15 protein-coding genes are annotated in these 17157 nt (G+C 46.2%); all 15 read right to left on the bottom strand.

Translation table 11 applies throughout. The annotated features are described in order from the left end of the window. Positions 1–9 precede the first annotated feature (9 nt). The 15 genes from LIN78_RS01165 to gltX all read right to left on the bottom strand — a co-directional run bounded on the left by LIN78_RS01165 (position 10) and on the right by gltX (position 17056). The gene (locus LIN78_RS01165) at positions 10–1863 is read right to left on the bottom strand and encodes a polysaccharide biosynthesis protein (RefSeq protein ID WP_227177660.1); all 1854 of its coding nucleotides are present in this window, start codon (positions 1861–1863) and stop codon (positions 10–12) included. A 24-nt stretch (positions 1864–1887) separates the two neighbouring features. Next, the gene (locus LIN78_RS01160; RefSeq protein ID WP_227177657.1) at positions 1888–2481 is read right to left on the bottom strand and encodes a sugar transferase; all 594 of its coding nucleotides are present in this window, start codon (positions 2479–2481) and stop codon (positions 1888–1890) included. After that, positions 2474–3646 carry a DegT/DnrJ/EryC1/StrS family aminotransferase gene (locus LIN78_RS01155; protein ID WP_227177655.1) on the bottom strand — a complete coding sequence of 391 codons (1173 nt, stop codon included), beginning with the start codon at positions 3644–3646 and terminating at the stop codon, positions 2474–2476. Before LIN78_RS01155 ends, LIN78_RS01160 begins: the two co-directional genes overlap by 8 nt. Before the next feature lie 8 nt (positions 3647–3654). Then, on the bottom strand, positions 3655–4881 hold the full coding sequence (locus tag LIN78_RS01150; protein ID WP_227177653.1) for a glycosyltransferase family 4 protein: 1227 nt from the start codon (positions 4879–4881) through the stop codon (positions 3655–3657). Further along, positions 4881–5984: a glycosyltransferase family 4 protein gene (locus LIN78_RS01145; RefSeq protein ID WP_227177651.1), complete on the bottom strand. Its 1104-nt coding sequence runs from the start codon at positions 5982–5984 to the stop codon at positions 4881–4883. Before LIN78_RS01145 ends, LIN78_RS01150 begins: the two co-directional genes overlap by 1 nt. Positions 5985–5997: 13 nt before the next feature. After that, positions 5998–7089, bottom strand: a complete 1092-nt coding sequence (locus LIN78_RS01140; RefSeq protein WP_227177649.1) for a glycosyltransferase — start codon at positions 7087–7089, stop codon at positions 5998–6000. Beyond that, positions 7086–8345: a DegT/DnrJ/EryC1/StrS family aminotransferase gene (locus LIN78_RS01135; RefSeq protein WP_227177647.1), complete on the bottom strand. Its 1260-nt coding sequence runs from the start codon at positions 8343–8345 to the stop codon at positions 7086–7088. The genes LIN78_RS01140 and LIN78_RS01135 overlap by 4 nt, the downstream gene beginning before the upstream one ends. Continuing rightward, a complete protein-coding gene (locus tag LIN78_RS01130; RefSeq protein WP_227177645.1) occupies positions 8329–8940 on the bottom strand; it encodes an acyltransferase in 612 nt (203 codons plus the stop codon). The genes LIN78_RS01135 and LIN78_RS01130 overlap by 17 nt, the downstream gene beginning before the upstream one ends. Then, complete coding sequence (locus LIN78_RS01125; protein ID WP_227177642.1) at positions 8933–10216, bottom strand: lipopolysaccharide biosynthesis protein; 1284 nt, start codon at positions 10214–10216, stop codon at positions 8933–8935. Before LIN78_RS01125 ends, LIN78_RS01130 begins: the two co-directional genes overlap by 8 nt. Before the next feature lie 5 nt (positions 10217–10221). Next, complete coding sequence (locus LIN78_RS01120) at positions 10222–11313, bottom strand: DegT/DnrJ/EryC1/StrS family aminotransferase (RefSeq protein ID WP_227177640.1); 1092 nt, start codon at positions 11311–11313, stop codon at positions 10222–10224. Positions 11314–11401: 88 nt separating this feature from the next. Continuing rightward, complete coding sequence (locus LIN78_RS01115; RefSeq protein WP_284700236.1) at positions 11402–11977, bottom strand: acyltransferase; 576 nt, start codon at positions 11975–11977, stop codon at positions 11402–11404. A 28-nt stretch (positions 11978–12005) separates the two neighbouring features. Beyond that, positions 12006–13109: an acyltransferase family protein gene (locus LIN78_RS01110; RefSeq protein WP_227177639.1), complete on the bottom strand. Its 1104-nt coding sequence runs from the start codon at positions 13107–13109 to the stop codon at positions 12006–12008. Between the two features lie 36 nt (positions 13110–13145). Then, positions 13146–14207, bottom strand: a complete 1062-nt coding sequence (locus tag LIN78_RS01105; RefSeq protein ID WP_227177637.1) for a Gfo/Idh/MocA family protein — start codon at positions 14205–14207, stop codon at positions 13146–13148. 13 nt (positions 14208–14220) lie between these two features. After that, entirely contained in the window at positions 14221–15525 is a 1305-nt protein-coding gene (locus LIN78_RS01100; RefSeq protein ID WP_227177635.1) for a nucleotide sugar dehydrogenase, read from the bottom strand. A gap of 124 nt (positions 15526–15649) precedes the next feature. Then, positions 15650–17056 carry a glutamate--tRNA ligase gene (gltX, locus tag LIN78_RS01095; protein WP_227177633.1) on the bottom strand — a complete coding sequence of 469 codons (1407 nt, stop codon included), beginning with the start codon at positions 17054–17056 and terminating at the stop codon, positions 15650–15652. Positions 17057–17157: the final 101 nt, after the last annotated feature.

Below are 17157 nucleotides of genomic sequence, written 5' to 3'. Positions count from 1 at the left end.
GATGCATTTTTATGAATTAAATCCAGAAACGTGCTTTTTCAGGACGTTTTTCAGCCCCTCAACATCCTTCGCTCGAATAATTTCTTCAAGCGCTACGGATACTTGATGCAAATCTTCTTCGGTCCATGCAGGCTCATTGGCTTTCATAATACGAGGATGAGCGGTTGCAGTCGCGTCATCGTCTACCAATAACTCCTCATAGAGCTTTTCTCCGGGACGTAATCCAGTCAGCAAGATTTCAATGTCCCCGGTTGGGTGCGCCGCATCTTTTACTTCTAGACCAGATAAGTGAACCATTTTTCTGGCCAAGTCGATAATCTTGACTGGCTCACCCATGTCTAGCAAAAAGACTTCCCCACCATCAGCCATTGCACCCGCCTGAATAACAAGCTGAGCAGCCTCAGGGATGGTCATAAAGTAGCGTGTAATATCTGCATGCGTTAGCGTAATCGGACCGCCTTTACGGATCTGCTCTTTAAATAACGGTACGACCGATCCGCTGGAGCCTAATACGTTGCCGAATCGCACCATACTGAAAACCGTATTCGGTTGCTTGCTTGCTAATGCTTGTAGGGATAACTCCGCTAGTCGTTTCGTTGCCCCCATGATGTTGGTTGGTCGAACCGCTTTATCGGTAGAAATCAAAATAAAGCGCTCAACCCCACTTTCGCTAGCGGCTTTTGCTGTGTGATAAGTACCAAAGAAATTGTTTCTAAGCCCTTCAAATGGGTTCGCTTCTACAATAGGGACATGTTTATATGCTGCTGCATGGAAAAGAGTTTGAACGCCATAGCTTTGGCAAATAGAACGCACTCGCTCACTATCCACCACAGACCCCAATAGGCCGTGAATTTCCACTGGTTGTGAACGATGCTGCTCTAAGCGTCTTAGCTCTTGATCAATCTGATATAAAGCAAATTCAGTGACTTCTAGTAAGATGAGCTGCTTTGGTCGTTGCATCAAAATTTGGCGACACAACTCCGAGCCAATAGACCCCCCTGCGCCGGTCACCATTACTACTTTATTTGTTAGATTCGATTGCATAAGCGCGGCAATTGGCTCGACCACTTCCCTACCCAGCAATTCTTCGATGGTAACTTCGCGAATATCAGATAGGCCTACTTTACCTTCTACTAAATCTTTCATATCTGGTACCGTCTTCATTTGCACATGAAGGGGTTCAAACAGATTCAAGATTTCACGCTTTCTAGAACGCGATAAGGATGGGATAGCGAGCAATACCTGCTGAACTTTTAACTCAGCAATCAAAGAGGCTGCATTTTCAGGATCACAAACACGAACACCGGCAATAATGTGCCCATGCAATTGTCTGTCATGATCAAAAAAGATCACTGGTTGATAATGTCTATCGGCCTCTAATGCCATTGCTAATTGAGAACCCGCACGTCCTGCGCCAAAAATAGCCACTGGCACACGATCCAATTTCTGATTTTCTAAAGTGCGTAATAAACCACGTGCGAGATAACGAGTCGCCCCAATATAGGCCATGGCTAAAATCCAATAAATAACTATGGCACTACGTGGCATATGAACAAAACGCCCAAATGCCACTACCGCGACAAGCAGCAATACCGATAACGATACGCCACTAAATACGGTAATCATCACCTTCTCATCCATATAGCGGACAACTGCACGGTAGAGTCCCATCTTGATAAACACAGGGATCGCGACCATTGGAGCAATTGGTAATAGCGGCCAATATTGGTGTAAATCATTCGGCCAACCGCCAAAACGCAAGATAATGGCAGATAATAAGGCGAGCGGTAGTAGTAGCGCATCCATCGCTACTAATATCCAAAGTCTTTGTGAACGACTTAGACTATCGATCATCGGATGCATGTAGGATCCTAATCCAATTTGAGGTTAGTGCAATATCGCTTGCAATGTTTTTAGAATCAGACGGATATCTAGCCACAAACTCTGCGTTTTAACGTACTGGCAGTTCAATGCCAATTTCGCAGGCATAACCTCTTCAATATACGTTTTTTCTGGGTTGCTAGACGCACCTAATAGTGCATTTTCATGGCGATATTCGATACTGGCCAAATCGGTAATACCTGGTCGCACAGACAACACGATCTTGCGTACGTCTTCAGGATATACCGCGACATACCTTGGCACTTCAGGGCGAGGGCCGACTAAACTCATACTCCCAACCAGTACATCAATTAACTGTGGAAGTTCATCTAGCTTGTAGTGACGCAAAAATTCACCACTTTTGGTGATACGATTATCTTGGCCAACCGTAATTTGTAAGCCAGCACGTTCGGCATCTACTCGCATCGTACGAAATTTATGAATACGAAATGTCTCACCAAATCGCCCTACCCGTTCTTGTCTAAAGAAAATAGGGCCTGGTGAGTCTGCACGTATCCATAGCGCCACCACAATAAAGACAGGTGACAGCACTAGCAATCCAAATACCGCAGCCAGAAAATCGAAACACCGCTTAAGCATTCGAATGGCCTAAGATCGATTTTACCGTCTGAATAACGCGTGTTTGATCATCATCTGTCATGCGAGTGTAGAGTGGCAGCGTCACTTCTGCTTCAAATGCGGCTTGCGCAACAGGGAATTGCGCAGGCGACAATTGATAACCATCACGCCAGACAGGGTGTAAATGTAGCGGAATAAAATGCACCGAAGTACCAATTCCTGCTTCCGCCATTTTGACAATGAAATCATCTCTTGCAATACCCGCTTCGGCCGTTAAACGTACCGGGTACAAATGCCATGCATGCACATCACCAGATGCGGTTGGGCGTGCAGGTAAAATCAGTGGTAACCCCGCAAGCTCGCGGTCATACCTTGCGGCCATTTGCTCGCGCTTTACCTGAAAGTCTGGCAAGCGTTTAAGCTGATGAATCCCTACTGCCGCGGCGATATCTGGCATATTGTATTTAAAGCCTGGAGCAACAACTTCGTAAAACCAAGCGGGTGTTTTTGATACGTAACGATCAAACGCATCTCGGCTGATGCCATGCAAACGCATCACTTTACAACGTGCGATTAGGTCTTTATGGCGTGATACCACCATTCCACCTTCTCCGGTTGTCATGGTTTTGTTGGCGTAAAAACTAAATACCGTGATGTCTGAACCGAGCGTACCCACCATTTGGCCTTGGTAAGTCGTTGGTAACGCATGTGCTGCATCTTCCACCACTTTTAGACCAAACTCTTTGGCAATCGCCAAGATAGCTTCCATATCGCATGCTAAACCAGCGAAGTGAACAGGCACAATTGCTTTGGTTTTTTCCGTCACTGCCGCACGAATAGCGGCCGGCGAAATATTCATCGTGACAGGATCAATATCCACACACACAGGGTGCGCACCTAAATATCGCACCACTTCGGCAGTCGCAGTGAACGTATACGTTGGAACGATCACTTCATCACCGGCAGAGACACCTACCGCCTCTAATGCTAGATGCAGACCCGCGGTTGCAGAGTTAACGGCAATTGCTTCCACATCGTCACCAATAAATGCCGCAAAATTTGCCTCGAATTGTTTTGTCTTTGGACCAGTAGTCACCCAGCCAGAGCGTAATGCGTCTACTACCTCGTTAATTTCTTCTTCGCCGATCTCTGGCAAGGCAAATGGTAAGAACTTTTGTTCAGTCATTTTTTCACCTATTTCATTGCAGCCACAAAGCGGGCTGCGAGAATTTCATAATCGTGCTTTTCTAGCACAAAACGTTTACCTGCAGCACCCATACGCTCGCGCTGCGCTGGTGGGGTATTCATCATTTGGCGAATTGCATTTGCAATGGCAGGAACATCCTCTGCCGGGACGCTAATGCCACACTCCGCCTCTGCCACCATGTCATTGCCCGCCGTGACAGAGTGAATCACGGGTTTTGCCGACATCATGTAATCAAATAATTTATTTGGGTTAATCCCAAACCGATAAATCGGCAACTGACGCCAGCCAATATAAAGTGCATCTAGTTTAGATAGGAAATTCGGCACTGCACCTTTGGGAATACCAGAAAGGAAATGTACATTTCGCAACCCTTTTGCTTTGGCTTCCTCGATAAGTTTAGCTTTGTCCGGCCCTTCTCCCACCAAGACCACACTCACGGGTAAATCTTTTAGTGCCACCATTGCGTCTAGTAGTACATCCAGCGCATTAGCGAGGCCATGCCCACCAGCATATCCGATCAAAAAATGCCCTTGCTCACGTAAAGCGATAATCTGTAGATCATGCAATGCGGGGATGGTTTGGGTTTGCGATGTCCATTCGGACACCACTACCCCGTTCGGAATTACCACGTATTTGTCTGCAGCCATGCCATGCTCCATCATATAGGCTTTGGCGCAAGGCAGCATCGAGACAACTTTATCCGCAGTACGGTAACCATAGTCCTCAGCCCATTGCAGTAGGCGAATAAACGGGTGCTTTGGTGACATCCCACCAACTTCTACTGGCGTTAACGGCCATAGATCATGTACTTCGTAAAGAAACTTCGCGCCGGTCTTTTTGGCGATTCTCGCTGCTAACAACGTATCTAACGGGTAAGTAGAAGAAGCGATGACCACATCAGGACGATAGTCATTTTGATAGCGCCCGGATTGTCGCCAGGCACGCCACAAGAAAGTGAAGATATTCTTTACGCGAGAAACGCCATTCCCTTCATATGGCGGCGTTTTGCACCACGTATAGGTAATCCCATCCACGAGTTCGTCAGCCACTTTCGAGTGGATCGTTGGGTTAATTTGTCTCAGATGAGAATAATCTGCTGCAAGCATGTGTACTTCGTGCCCTGCACGAATCCACTCTCTCGCCAAATAATATGGGCGAAACTCCATGCCATGCTTTGGGGAACCCGCATAGTGGTTAATATACAAAATCTTCATTAATGCGCGCCCTCAAAACCAGCATATAGCGCCACTAATTTACGAGCCTCATTTGCCCACTGATATTTGCCTTCTACTGCACGGCGCCCAGAAGCCCCCATCGCTTTTGCTGCTTCATCATTTGATAACAGCGTACGAATCGCTTCTGCTGTGGCTTGTGGATCGAGAGGATCCACGCATAACCCGCATCCAGCATCGTCAACAATCTCGCGCCACAAAGGAAAATCGGACGAAATCACAGGAATCCCAGCGGCCATGTATTCAAACAGTTTAATCGGCAAGGCATCAAGGTAATTCGGGATAGGATGCAGGGTAACTAAACCAACTTTTGATTTAGATAATAGCTGTGCTACGCCATGACGATCCAACATGCCAGCAAAGTCTGTACGCTGCCAGCCAGAATGCTGACGAGCGGCCTGCTCTAGCGAAGACTCATTAAACGCACCAGCCAAGAGTAGCGTCGCATCTGTGTCCGCTACAGCAGCCAAGGCCTCCATAATGCCTCGCACCCGGGTAATACCACCGATATAACAAACAGCATGCTGCTTTTGCGACCAATCCGCCGCAGGCGTCAATTCTTCAAGGATCGGGAAATTATTTACATCTACAGTCTTGGCATTATGGGGCAAGAATCGATCACGAATAGTAGGGGTCGCCGCAACGACCGCGCTAAAGGTAGATACCGCTGCATTTTCGAATAGTTCGAATGTACGAGAAATGACTTTACGGATGAGTGGACGAATCCAAGGTTTAGATAAAATCTGGCGCGGCACGTCTTCATGCACATCGTAGACCACTTTTTTATCAGCCAAACGTAGCAATAAACCAGCCACCAGCAATTCAGGATCGTGAAAATGGTAAACATCGGCATTCAGGCGCATTGCAGCACGATAAACCCGATACACGCTTTTAGTCATCCTACCGGCGCGCCCCGTTGCCTTACCCACGTCCAGTACGTCTACACCATCACGAACCGTGTTACCTAATCCATCAGCCACCACTAGGGTGACGCGATGTCCGGTAGCCACTAGCGATTTGCATTCTTTGATAAAAATCCGGATATCAAACCGGGGATGAGCAGAGGTAAGAACGGCGATGTGCATTACGAATTCCGAATTAATTTGATTTTGCTAGCAGTGTAAAATAAATCTGTGCAAAGGCTGCCATATTACTAGCAAACATCGCTTTTTCTTTAATGAGTAAGTAGTTTTTCTTTAAAATGGGCTGAATACTTGGAGTTGTCGAAACCGCTATTGCCTGCTGTAGTTTGTTTGCAAGCGCACTCATTTCACGGCAGACTTCACCTGTTTCACCATCGACAACCCACTCTCGATTGGCGGGCAAATCAGATAGCACCGGGTAACACCCACTCCCCATCGCCTCTAATAAGCTAACCGGCGTGCTATCACTTTCTGGCACGCTCACAAATACGCGCGCGTCTAGGTAATGGTCAAGCAATTCAGCGTGCGGTAAAAAGCCAGAAAAGAAAACTTGTTCATTTAACCCTAACGAATCCACCAATGCTTTAAGTTCGTCCGTTTGCTCGCCACGTGCGGCAATTTCCAGTTGCCAATCCGCATCAATTAATTGGTGCTTTACCAATTCAGCAAACGCATGAATGATGGCATCAATCCTATATAGCGGCTTATGCAAGCGACAAGATAAAATACGTTTTGGCCTATCTTGCGTCAGTACAGCTTCTGATGGCAGTTGTTCTAACCCAAATACCAGCATGTGTGCGTTTAACGGTTTACCGGCAACGGCATTAGCAGTGTTTAATAAGTGTTGCGAGTCTGCAGTGACCGCATTCGCACACAGCAAATTAAATTTTACCATTTGCTTCATTAGCCAATTCTTTTTGGGCAGCAATAAAACATCAGATCCCCAACAAGACAATACCCAAGGTATACCACTTGCTTTGAGGGCATTTGCTGCATGCCAGGCCACGCTATTTGCTTGCTGAACATGAGCAATATCTGGCTGATATTGTTTTATCAAAGCTCGAATCGCTTTTGCCGTGCCAAATGCTCGTAATGAAAAATTAGTGACATGCTGAGCCAGTAAATTCTCGGGCAGTTCTTCTTTCGGAATGGCTTGATTGGTAATCAACACCACCGATCCACAATACGGTGCAATGCCCTTTAAGTAACGGCGTGTGTGGATCGAGTCCGTTCCAATTAGTAGGAGGCGTTGGCAGACTTGGCTCATGCGATTACCTCATCTAACGCCCGTTTTAATTTTACTAATACGTACGGACTCACATCCGCATGTCTGCCAAGTGGCAGGTTGATCATTCGTTCAGCCACCTCTTCTCCGATCGGACAGTTGCCGATTTGATAGCCATGGCGAAAACTACCTGCAGGGTGAATCACATCGTTAAACCAAACGCCAACAGATAAGCCTGTCCGCTTTTTGATATGCTCAATTAACGAACTGCGCGTCCACCCCTTTTCAAAGAGTACCGGCGACATTAGAACAGGGAAACGTAATAAGGAGTCATCGGCATGAATAGTTGGGATTTCAATCGCCGAATGATTTTGCAACAGGGTTTGATACTCAGCAGACTGCTGTTTTCTTAGTCTCGTGGTTTCTTTATATGCTTTTAGCTGCTGCAGACCTAAACATGCACCCAAGGCACTCATCTGCATAGGGTAAGCATTTGGCTGTGTCCCACTTAGCTCTTCTGCTGGTGTTGCATATAATAATTTCAAGCGTCGCAATATCCCCTGAGACCATCGCCCTACACGGGACCAACCACTAGCAGCTAACAAATGGGTTTTTACCGTAAGCATTTGTCTAATAACCAATAATGCAGATGGTCTTTCAAGCGGCTTATCCGATTCGTTTGCCTCAAAGGTTTTAGCCAGTTGCGCATTATTAATGCGCAAAGCCCCACCCATGCCGGTTGTCAGGCACTTTGAAAATTCAAAACTGTAAAAAGCCGCATCCACAGATTGCGCAATACTGCCAGATGTCGAGTCAGATAAGGCATGCGCCATGTCTGCAATGACAACTAATCGTGGAAATTTCTGTTTTAAATCATTAAGGGTACGAAGTAAAACTTCATGCCCATGTTCCATGCCAAAATTGGCAGGCAACACAAGCAGACGAGTCTTGTCGTTACACGCACCAATCAAACCTTCTGCGGTGTAATTTAATGTGTCAGGAGAAATATCGACATACCGTATAGCTGCACCAGCAAAATGCACTGCATTCGGTACCACCACGCAGGTATAGCCAGGCAAAATCACATGTTCATCTGGTTGAAATTTCAGCGAACTAGCAAAACGGTACAATCCAACGCGTCCTGCACCAAACACCCAAAGCATAGATGCACTACAACCTAAGGTTGCCGCCAATGCAGTTCTAAATTGTACAATCCAGTAAGTGCTGTGATGAAAAGGATAGCTAATGAACGTCCGGCACCACATCGACCAATTGAGCGCACTACAAACCAGCGACATTCTCCACCCTTTCTGCACCACCAATTGGTTTTACCGCCTTAGCAGGGCTACCTGCATATACCCAACCAGAAGATAAAGTCCCTTTCACTACCGAGTTTGCCGCGACACAGACATTATCTTCAATCAGTGCGCCGGGTAAAATCACACAATTCGCACCAATAAATACATTACTACCAACACGTATATCGCTACCAACCCGAGCATCGACCATTAATCCTTCGCTAACCGGGACATTACTTACGCAGAAAAAACTACAACCAGGACCAATCGCCACATGATGGCCAATCCATAACTGCTGGCGTTCAACTAATAAGTACGCGCCAGGAGCTATATGGCTGCGCCGTCCAAGATAGAATTCGCCGCCAGGCAAAGTCATTACTTGTGAGTTACGATATAAAATCGCTCGTTCATCTAACGTAACAGACATTGGCGCAAGCAAATTAACACCGGGTTCGACTTGCGCATTTTGTGCAATTTTGCAACCTAACAATTGCCATTTTAGATTGGAAACTCGCTGGCGAAGCCGCCACACAACCTTTAATGCAAACCACACTATTTGATGCCATACGGAAAGCGATGGTTCAGGCTTAGTCATGATGCCCCATCTCCAATTGCTTATCTGAAGTGGCAATCGCGCGCCACATCCAAGCCAAGTAAATAAAGAAATAAATGCACATAGCGATTGAGACAACTGCCAATCCACTCTCGACAGATGGCAGTACAGCAACACCCAACCACATACCAAATAAATAAGAAAAAATGCCTACGACAGCAAAAGAAAAAGAGGATTTCTGTTTACCAATCACCAATGGCAGCGATGCAAGTGGTGAAGCAACAAAATAAAGAAGCATGTAAGGAGACAACCACTGCGCATACCGCCCCGCTTCAGCCCAGCGAACCCCAAATACCTTGATAAATAACCACTCCCCACCAATTAACAAAATTAGGGTTGGGATAATGGCGACGCCCGTCAATAGCAACAGGATTTTACGAAACAACGGTAATAATGGTTTCTGTTGATGTTTGGTTTCTGCCATTCGTTGATACAACACTTGGCCAACCACGCTACCGACTAAGCCAACAGGCGTTTTCAACACACGGATTGTCAGCCCATAAAAACCTAATGCGGCGTGATTGCCATAATGCGCCAGCAGCCATAACGCGCCTGTTTCCTGTCCTGCCGTCACAAAAGCGTGCATCGAGTTAATGGTTGGGAATGCTTTGTATTCAAGTGCCAACTGCTTCATCCGATGCCACGACAAATGGCGCAAGCTAGCAAAACCAGTAATTAAATGCTTCCAACCCAGCATAAAGGTCGATAATACTTGGCCAGCAACTTGACCTAAAATTAAGCCTTCTTCACCAAACTTTAATAAGCCACCGGTGACTTGCACACCGACCATGCCGCCACTCTGGACAAAACGAGAACTGGCCAAGAGTCGGTCTTGCCTTTGCCGATTAGCCCAATTAGTAAATGCTTGGCTAAAGCCTGCCAACATCACAGATAACGCAAGCAATGGCAACCACATGCTAATTTCGGGGTGCCCAAGTACATGGGCTATCTGATTTCCAAATAGTAAGGAAATTGGAAGTAAGACAAATGCCCATAAAATCGAGACGATGAGTGATAGCCCTAATAGATGGGCGGCATCATTTTCTTCTTTAGGCAAAACAATGGCTAGCTCGTATCTTGCGGTTGCAACCACGGCAAGGTTGCTCATCAGTCCACTGTAAAACGCAAATAGGCCAAAATCATCCGGCGCGTACATGCGTGTTAATAATGGCGCAGCTAACAAAGGCAACGCTTGTGCAAGCGTTGCCCCGGTTAATAACGTTAAAATACTTTTAAAGAAATGGCGATCAGCAGACACAGAAATTACGCAATCGCTTCTAAAAGTGCAGCGACTATTTTATCTTGCGTGGCATTATCCAAGAAAGGATGCATCGGCAGACTCATTACTCGTTTTCCAGCCGCTTCTGCGTGAGGGAATGCTCCTTCCCCTAAACCTAAGGAAGAAAATGCAGGCTGTAAATGTAACGGGATTGGATAATGTACCGCAGTCGGCACACCAGCCGCTTTAAGTTTGGCCTGAACAGCTTCTCTGTCATCCACTTCTACCGTATATTGTGCATAGACACTGGTATAACCAGCAGGTAGCACTGGCGTACGCACTTTATCTTTTAGCAATTCACTATAACGTGCTCCAATACGATGACGAGCAGTTACTTCATCGTCAAACGTTTCCAACTTTGCCAAAAGCACAGCGGCTTGAATGGTATCCAGACGCCCATTAAGACCAATGATTGGATGATGGTAACGACGATCTTGCCCATGAATACGAATTTCTCGCATTTTTTTTGCTAATGCGTCATCGTTTGTAAAACAAGCACCTCCATCGCCGTAACAACCCAATGGTTTAGACGGAAAAAAGCTGGTCGTTGCAATCGTAGACAATGCGCCAGAGCGCTTTCCGTGATAGCTTGCACCAAAACTCTGTGCACCATCTTCAATCACTGCTAGACCATGCTTTTCAGCAATCGCATTGATGCGATCAAAATCAGCACACATCCCATACAAACTAACGGGCATAATTGCCTTCGTCTTTGGGGTAATTGCCGCTTCAATTAAGGCGGGATCTAAGTTATAGCTCGTTGGGTCGACATCAACAAACACCGGAGTAGCGCCAACCAATGCAATCATTTCACCGGTCGCGATAAAGGTAAATGGTGTAGTGATGACCTCATCGCCTGCGCCAATACCTAAGGCCATCAGCGCAATCATAAGCGCAGTGGTGCCATCTGCAACACCAATCGCATGTTTTGCACCGGTATAGTCAGCTAGTTTTGACTCTAACTCAGCGACTTCAGGTCCCATGATGTATTGACCGTGATCCAAGACGGCATGAATACGCGCATCAATTGCTGACTTACTGTGTTTATATTGGCTTTTAAGATCAATAAAATCCATTGCATCAATCCATTAATTTTGGTGGTCTATCACCCAAAGGCAATAGCGAATAATTCATTTTGTTTGATTCTAAAAAACAGAATCCACACTAGTTAGTTGTTAGTGGTTCGCAGGTCGAATCAGTAATCTGGAACGTTGTTTGGCAATGAGGGCATTGCACTGCACCAGTACTTGCGGGTAATTTTTCTCCGCACTGACACATCCAGCCAATTCGTTTAGCTGGCGTTCCCACCATCAGGGCGTAGGGAATGACATCTTTCGTCACCACCGCACCAGCCCCAATAAAGGCATACTCCCCAATTTGGTTGCCACAAACCACCGTTGCATTCGCACCGATTGTCGCACCCTTTTTCACAACGGTACGGCGATATTCGTGCTTGCGAGATACATGACTGCGAGGGTTATGTACATTGGTAAACACCATGCTTGGCCCACAAAATACATCATCTTCTAATGTCACTGCATCATAAATCGAGACATTATTTTGTACTTTGACGTTGTTACCAATAACTACATCATTGCCAACAAATACATTTTGTCCAAATGAACAGCGCTCGCCAATTTTGGCATCTGCACATACATGCACCCAATGCCATACAGCAGTGCCATCGCCAATTTGCGCGCCATCATCAACAATGGCGGTGGGGTGAATTTTGACTGTCATGTATTGTCCATTTCACTATGTAGCTATTTCAGCCAGTATTTTTTTGTAATTTTTTGATCAACGACCTACCCCATTGTGGGCTAGGCACTTCAAGGTAACGATGCAATAAGGTCGCCAGAATCAATGCATTTGCCGCGGCAAGCAAAATAGCCACCACAGCAGGAACACCCCACATTAATAGGCATCGAATCAATATATATCCCGATACTGCATGCACGCAGTAAAGTGGATAACTGACATCTGCCAGCCAACGGGTGACGGGATGTAAGTTAATTTTTTCTCTAGACGCATAGGCTGCTACAAACACCACCAGCGCTAAGACATAACTAAACGATAATAATCCAGGCCAGGCAAACCATTTAACAGCCATCCAGAAAAACATTGCCACACCAGTCATCATCCAGATCGCCGCTTCAGCTAATTTCATCTGTCCGCGATAATGCCAATGAAACACAATCCCAATCGAAGCAAACAACAAGTAAGACAAAGTGGGATAAACCGGTTTAGCAAGAAGATCTAATACCACTCCAGTAGCAAACAAACCAAACGGCATTAGCAATACCCACCGACTTGCACGTTTAATAAGCGGAGCAAATAACAGCGCTAGTGCATAAAACTTCATTTCAACATCTAGCGTCCACACGATGCCATCAATATTCGCCCCGCCCAACAAATCTCTAGGGCCAGGAAATAAATGAAGCAACACATCTTTCATCGTGTATGGAAATGGATGCGCATAAAGAGCAGCAACAATGGCGACTAATCCACACGACACCAAGAAACCGCCCCAGTAAGTCGGTAAAATACGGAAGCAACGCGCAATCAGAAACCCAGTCCGCGTCGTATCTGGTCGGAATGAAAATGGCAGAACAAAGCCACTTAAGAGGAACAACGCACCAACTGCAATTGCCCCTAAATTAATGGGCAACCATGCAATCAATGCCTGATGTCCGACAAATGCTTCTGAACCGGTTGCCAACACAGGCATTCCTGTCAGGTCGGCAACTCTTGCTGGCCGTTGCCAAAACATCAACACATAGTGAAATATCAATACAGCCAGCGCCGACAGGCCACGTAACAAGTGAGCAAATGCCACTGGATCATGCTTTACTTGGCCTGCAGGCTGGTTCATCAGAATTACCTTCTTACTAAAAAAACAAGATTGTTATTAATAGTCTAGAGGTAGGCTAACACGCTTGCCATCACGGGCAGATAAGTATGTCGCAATCAATAGTTCTAATGATTTCAGACCTTCTCTACCATCTGTCTCTGGTTCTGCATTGCCTTTTAGCACTTCAATCACATTGTGGTAATAGAGCGGGTGCCCAAATCCATAAACGCTAGTTGTTTGGTAACTCGCTTCTTTTACGGATTCATCCTCAGGGCGTTTATCTTCAAACTCCCAATGCTGAATCTCGTTCACCGCCACACCACCTACACGAACCGTCCCTTTTTCACCAATAATGGTAATCGAACCTTCCAAGTTCTTCGGGTATGTCAGCATAGTAACGTTCATCGAGCCTAGTGCACCACTACGCCACTTAATGCTAATGACACCAGTATCCTCTACTTCGATATCACGCTCTAACGTAGCAGTGTAAGCTTGAACACTCTCCACTGGGCCAATTAACCAGTCTAGTAAGTCCACATAATGGCTTGCCTGATTCATAAAGGCTCCACCATCAAACTCCCAAGTACCACGCCATGCTGCGGTATCGTAATACGATTGTGGTCGCGTCCAGAACACGTTGACGTTTACCATGTAAATACGGCCAAAGCGTTTTTGTTCAACCGCTTGCTTTAACAACTGCAATGTCGCATTGCGACGATTTTGCTTTACAACAAACAATCGAACATTCGCTTTATCGCAAGCCTCAACCATGCGTAAACCATCATGCCAGCGAGTAGCCATTGGCTTTTCAGTCATCACATGCAAGCCAGCTTCAGCAATTTGAATCGCCTGATTCGGATGTAAACCACTTGGTGTCGTTAACACCACAATATCTGCCGTCGTCGTTGCCAAAAGATCATCCAATGAAACATGACCTTTCGCACCGGTACGCTCAACAGCAGCAGCTAGTGCAGCTGGGTCGATATCACAAACATCGACAATCTCAATGTAATCTGCGTGCTTTTCCATTGCCGCAAAATGGTTCTGTGCAATACGGCCACAGCCAACTAGCGCAAAGCGAATTTTACGATCGGTAATTGCAGGGGGATAATGTCTCATGAAGCCTTTTTCCTTACGCTTTCACTAGATGATCAAATGGCGTTTGATAACGGCCACGACTATCAACGATCAATTTGGCATTTACCTTGATGAGGTCATAGTCAAAACGATCATGATCGGTGGCCAACAAGACGCAATCGTAAGAAGCAAGTGCTTCAGCAGTTAACTCCACACTAGACAACTCAAAATGATGCTCACGCATTTTCGGGAATACCGGCACATGCGGATCGCTATAGGCCACTTCCGCGCCCAAATCACGCAATTTTTCCATCAAGAATACAGATGGAGACTCTCGCATATCGTCAACGTTCTTCTTATAGGCAATACCAAGCACCAATACACGACTTCCATTAATAGCTTGCTTACGTGTATTAAGCGCCGCAGCCACTTTACTCACCACCCAATCAGGCATGCTGGAGTTCACTTCACCAGCCAACTCGATAAAGCGAGTATGCAGTCCATATTCACGCGCTTTCCATGTCAGATAGAACGGATCAATTGGAATACAATGGCCGCCCAGGCCCGGCCCAGGGAAATATGGCACAAAGCCAAATGGTTTAGTCGCTGCCGCACGGATCACTTCGAAAATATCGATATCCATCTTGTCTGCAACGATTTTCATCTCGTTCACAAGACCAATATTCACCGCTCGGTGAATGTTCTCTAGCAACTTGGTCATTTCTGCTGCACGGGTGCTGCTGACAGGCACCACTCGGTCAATCACTGCACTATACAAGGCCACACCGACTTCTAGACACGCCTCAGTCACACCGCCACATACCTTAGGAATCGTACGGGTAGTGAAATTAGGATTACCCGGATCTTCACGCTCTGGAGAGAATACCAAGAAGACATCCTCACCCACTTTAAAGCCACGGGATTCCATACGAGGCAACAACTCTTCGTCAGTCGTACCAGGATAAGTCGTAGACTCTAGTGAAACCAGATGGCCTTTGCGCAAATACGGCACTAATGCATCGGTGGTATTTAACACATAAGACAGATCTGGTTCACGGTATTTATTCAATGGTGTTGGCACACATAGAATCAGCGTATCCGCCTCATCTGCGCGGCTAAAATCCGTCGTTGCTTCAAACCCACCAGCTCGCGCGGTCGCAATTGCATCGGCAGAGATATGTTCGATATATGACTTGCCAGCCATCAATGCATCTACTTTGCTGGTATCAATATCAAAACCCAGCACTTTGTAACCTACTTCGGCAAAACGTAGCATAAGCGGCAAACCAACATATCCTAAGCCGACAATACCGATTTTTGCTTCTTTACTAGCAATACGGTTTAGCAATTCTTGCTTCATGGAATTTTCTCTATTAAAGGGTGCTAATGCACCCATTTATAAAATAGTGATGTAATTATTATTTATGTTTACTTTGTGACAACGCACTACCACCAAGGGGGATGACATCCCCCTTGGCAAATACTTAACTGGCTAAACGAGCTAGTACAACCGTTTTAGGCAATGCAGCTAACACCGCATCAATACTTGGTGTTTGCGTTGTGCCACACACCAATGCACGCACAGGCATGGCTAACTGAGGGAACTTCAAGCCACTTTCAGCAACCACCGCCTTCATTAGTGCAGCAATCGCCTCTTTCGTCCATTCGGTATCGCTTAATTTGCTAGCCAATACAGCAACCCAAGGCTTAGCAGCATCAGTTAAATGCTGATCCAGCAACTCTTGCGGCGCAGCAACAGTGACGAAGAAAAACTTCACTTGTTCAGCCAAGTCTTTGATGGTTTCGACTCGATCTTTATACAAAGCCACAGCGGCAAGCAACATTGCTTCATCTGCTACATTTACTTCGCTAGCCACCAAGAACGGTTTCACCAAACCAGCCAAGCGCTCAACCGATGATTGCTTGATGTAGTGCGCATTCACCCACTTCAATTTACCCAAATCAAAACGGGATGGCGAACCACTTACATTACGGGTATCAAACCATTCGACAAATTGTTCGCGAGTAAACAACTCATCATCGCCATGCCCCCAACCTAAGCGAGCAAGATAGTTTAGAAGCGCCTCTGGCAAGATGCCCATTTCTTCATACTGCATAACAGATACGGCATCGTAGCGCTTACTCATTTTCTGGCCATCTTCACGCAGAATCATCGGCACATGGCCGTACTGCGGTAAAGGAGCGTTCAACGCGAGCAAAATATTAATTTGGCGTGGCGTATTGTTCACGTGATCATCACCACGAATCACTTGCGTAATGCCCATATCCCAATCATCTACGACCACGCAGAAGTTATAGGTGGGCGTACCGTCAGGACGAGCAATAATCAGATCATCTAACTCTTCATTACTGAACTCGATACGGCCTTTCACCATATCATCCCAACCCACCACACCAGTCAATGGTGTGCGAAAGCGGATAACAGGGTCAACACCGACAGGAGGCTCTGGCAATACTTTGCCAGGCTCAGGACGCCAGCGGCGATCATAACGAGGCTTCTCTCCGCGAGCTTCTTGCTCGGCACGCATCGTCTCTAATTCTTCTTTTGAGCAGTAACATTTGTAAGCCGTTCCAGCTTCCAACATGCTAGCCAACACCACTTTATAACGGTCCATCCGTTGCATTTGGTAAAAAGGACCTTCGTCATAATCCAGATCCAACCAAACCATCGCATCAAAAATTGCTTTCACAGACTCAGGCGTTGAACGTTCCAAGTCGGTATCTTCAATCCGTAACACAAATTTGCCACCATGATGGCGAGCGTACGCATAAGAAAACAGTGCCGTACGGGCACCACCAATATGAAGAAACCCAGTTGGACTAGGCGCAAAACGGGTACGGACAGCACTGTTCAGTGGCAAATCAGACATTTCTTACACTCAATTTATAGAATATGAATAAAACCTAATCGTGTATTTTACGTCATAGCCATGCCTTCCGGCTATAATCACGAGATTAACGGACTCATCCT

It is taken from the genome of Leeia speluncae (genome assembly GCF_020564625.1).
Taxonomy (GTDB): Bacteria; Pseudomonadota; Gammaproteobacteria; order Burkholderiales; family Leeiaceae; genus Leeia; species Leeia speluncae.
This window is presented reverse-complemented; position numbering and strand designations above follow the sequence as displayed.

Coding starts and splice junctions, on each gene's coding strand:
- LIN78_RS01115 (WP_284700236.1), bottom strand. CDS start 11,977: ATGACAGTCAAAATTCACCCCACCGCCATTGTTGATGATGGCGCGCAA.
- gltX (WP_227177633.1), bottom strand. CDS start 17,056: ATGTCTGATTTGCCACTGAACAGTGCTGTCCGTACCCGTTTTGCGCCT.
- LIN78_RS01155 (WP_227177655.1), bottom strand. CDS start 3,646: ATGACTGAACAAAAGTTCTTACCATTTGCCTTGCCAGAGATCGGCGAA.
- LIN78_RS01100 (WP_227177635.1), bottom strand. CDS start 15,525: ATGAAGCAAGAATTGCTAAACCGTATTGCTAGTAAAGAAGCAAAAATC.
- LIN78_RS01140 (WP_227177649.1), bottom strand. CDS start 7,089: ATGAGCCAAGTCTGCCAACGCCTCCTACTAATTGGAACGGACTCGATC.
- LIN78_RS01130 (WP_227177645.1), bottom strand. CDS start 8,940: ATGACTAAGCCTGAACCATCGCTTTCCGTATGGCATCAAATAGTGTGG.
- LIN78_RS01160 (WP_227177657.1), bottom strand. CDS start 2,481: ATGCTTAAGCGGTGTTTCGATTTTCTGGCTGCGGTATTTGGATTGCTA.
- LIN78_RS01165 (WP_227177660.1), bottom strand. CDS start 1,863: ATGCATCCGATGATCGATAGTCTAAGTCGTTCACAAAGACTTTGGATA.
- LIN78_RS01110 (WP_227177639.1), bottom strand. CDS start 13,109: ATGAACCAGCCTGCAGGCCAAGTAAAGCATGATCCAGTGGCATTTGCT.
- LIN78_RS01105 (WP_227177637.1), bottom strand. CDS start 14,207: ATGAGACATTATCCCCCTGCAATTACCGATCGTAAAATTCGCTTTGCG.
- LIN78_RS01120 (WP_227177640.1), bottom strand. CDS start 11,313: ATGGATTTTATTGATCTTAAAAGCCAATATAAACACAGTAAGTCAGCA.
- LIN78_RS01135 (WP_227177647.1), bottom strand. CDS start 8,345: ATGTCGCTGGTTTGTAGTGCGCTCAATTGGTCGATGTGGTGCCGGACG.
- LIN78_RS01150 (WP_227177653.1), bottom strand. CDS start 4,881: ATGAAGATTTTGTATATTAACCACTATGCGGGTTCCCCAAAGCATGGC.
- LIN78_RS01145 (WP_227177651.1), bottom strand. CDS start 5,984: ATGCACATCGCCGTTCTTACCTCTGCTCATCCCCGGTTTGATATCCGG.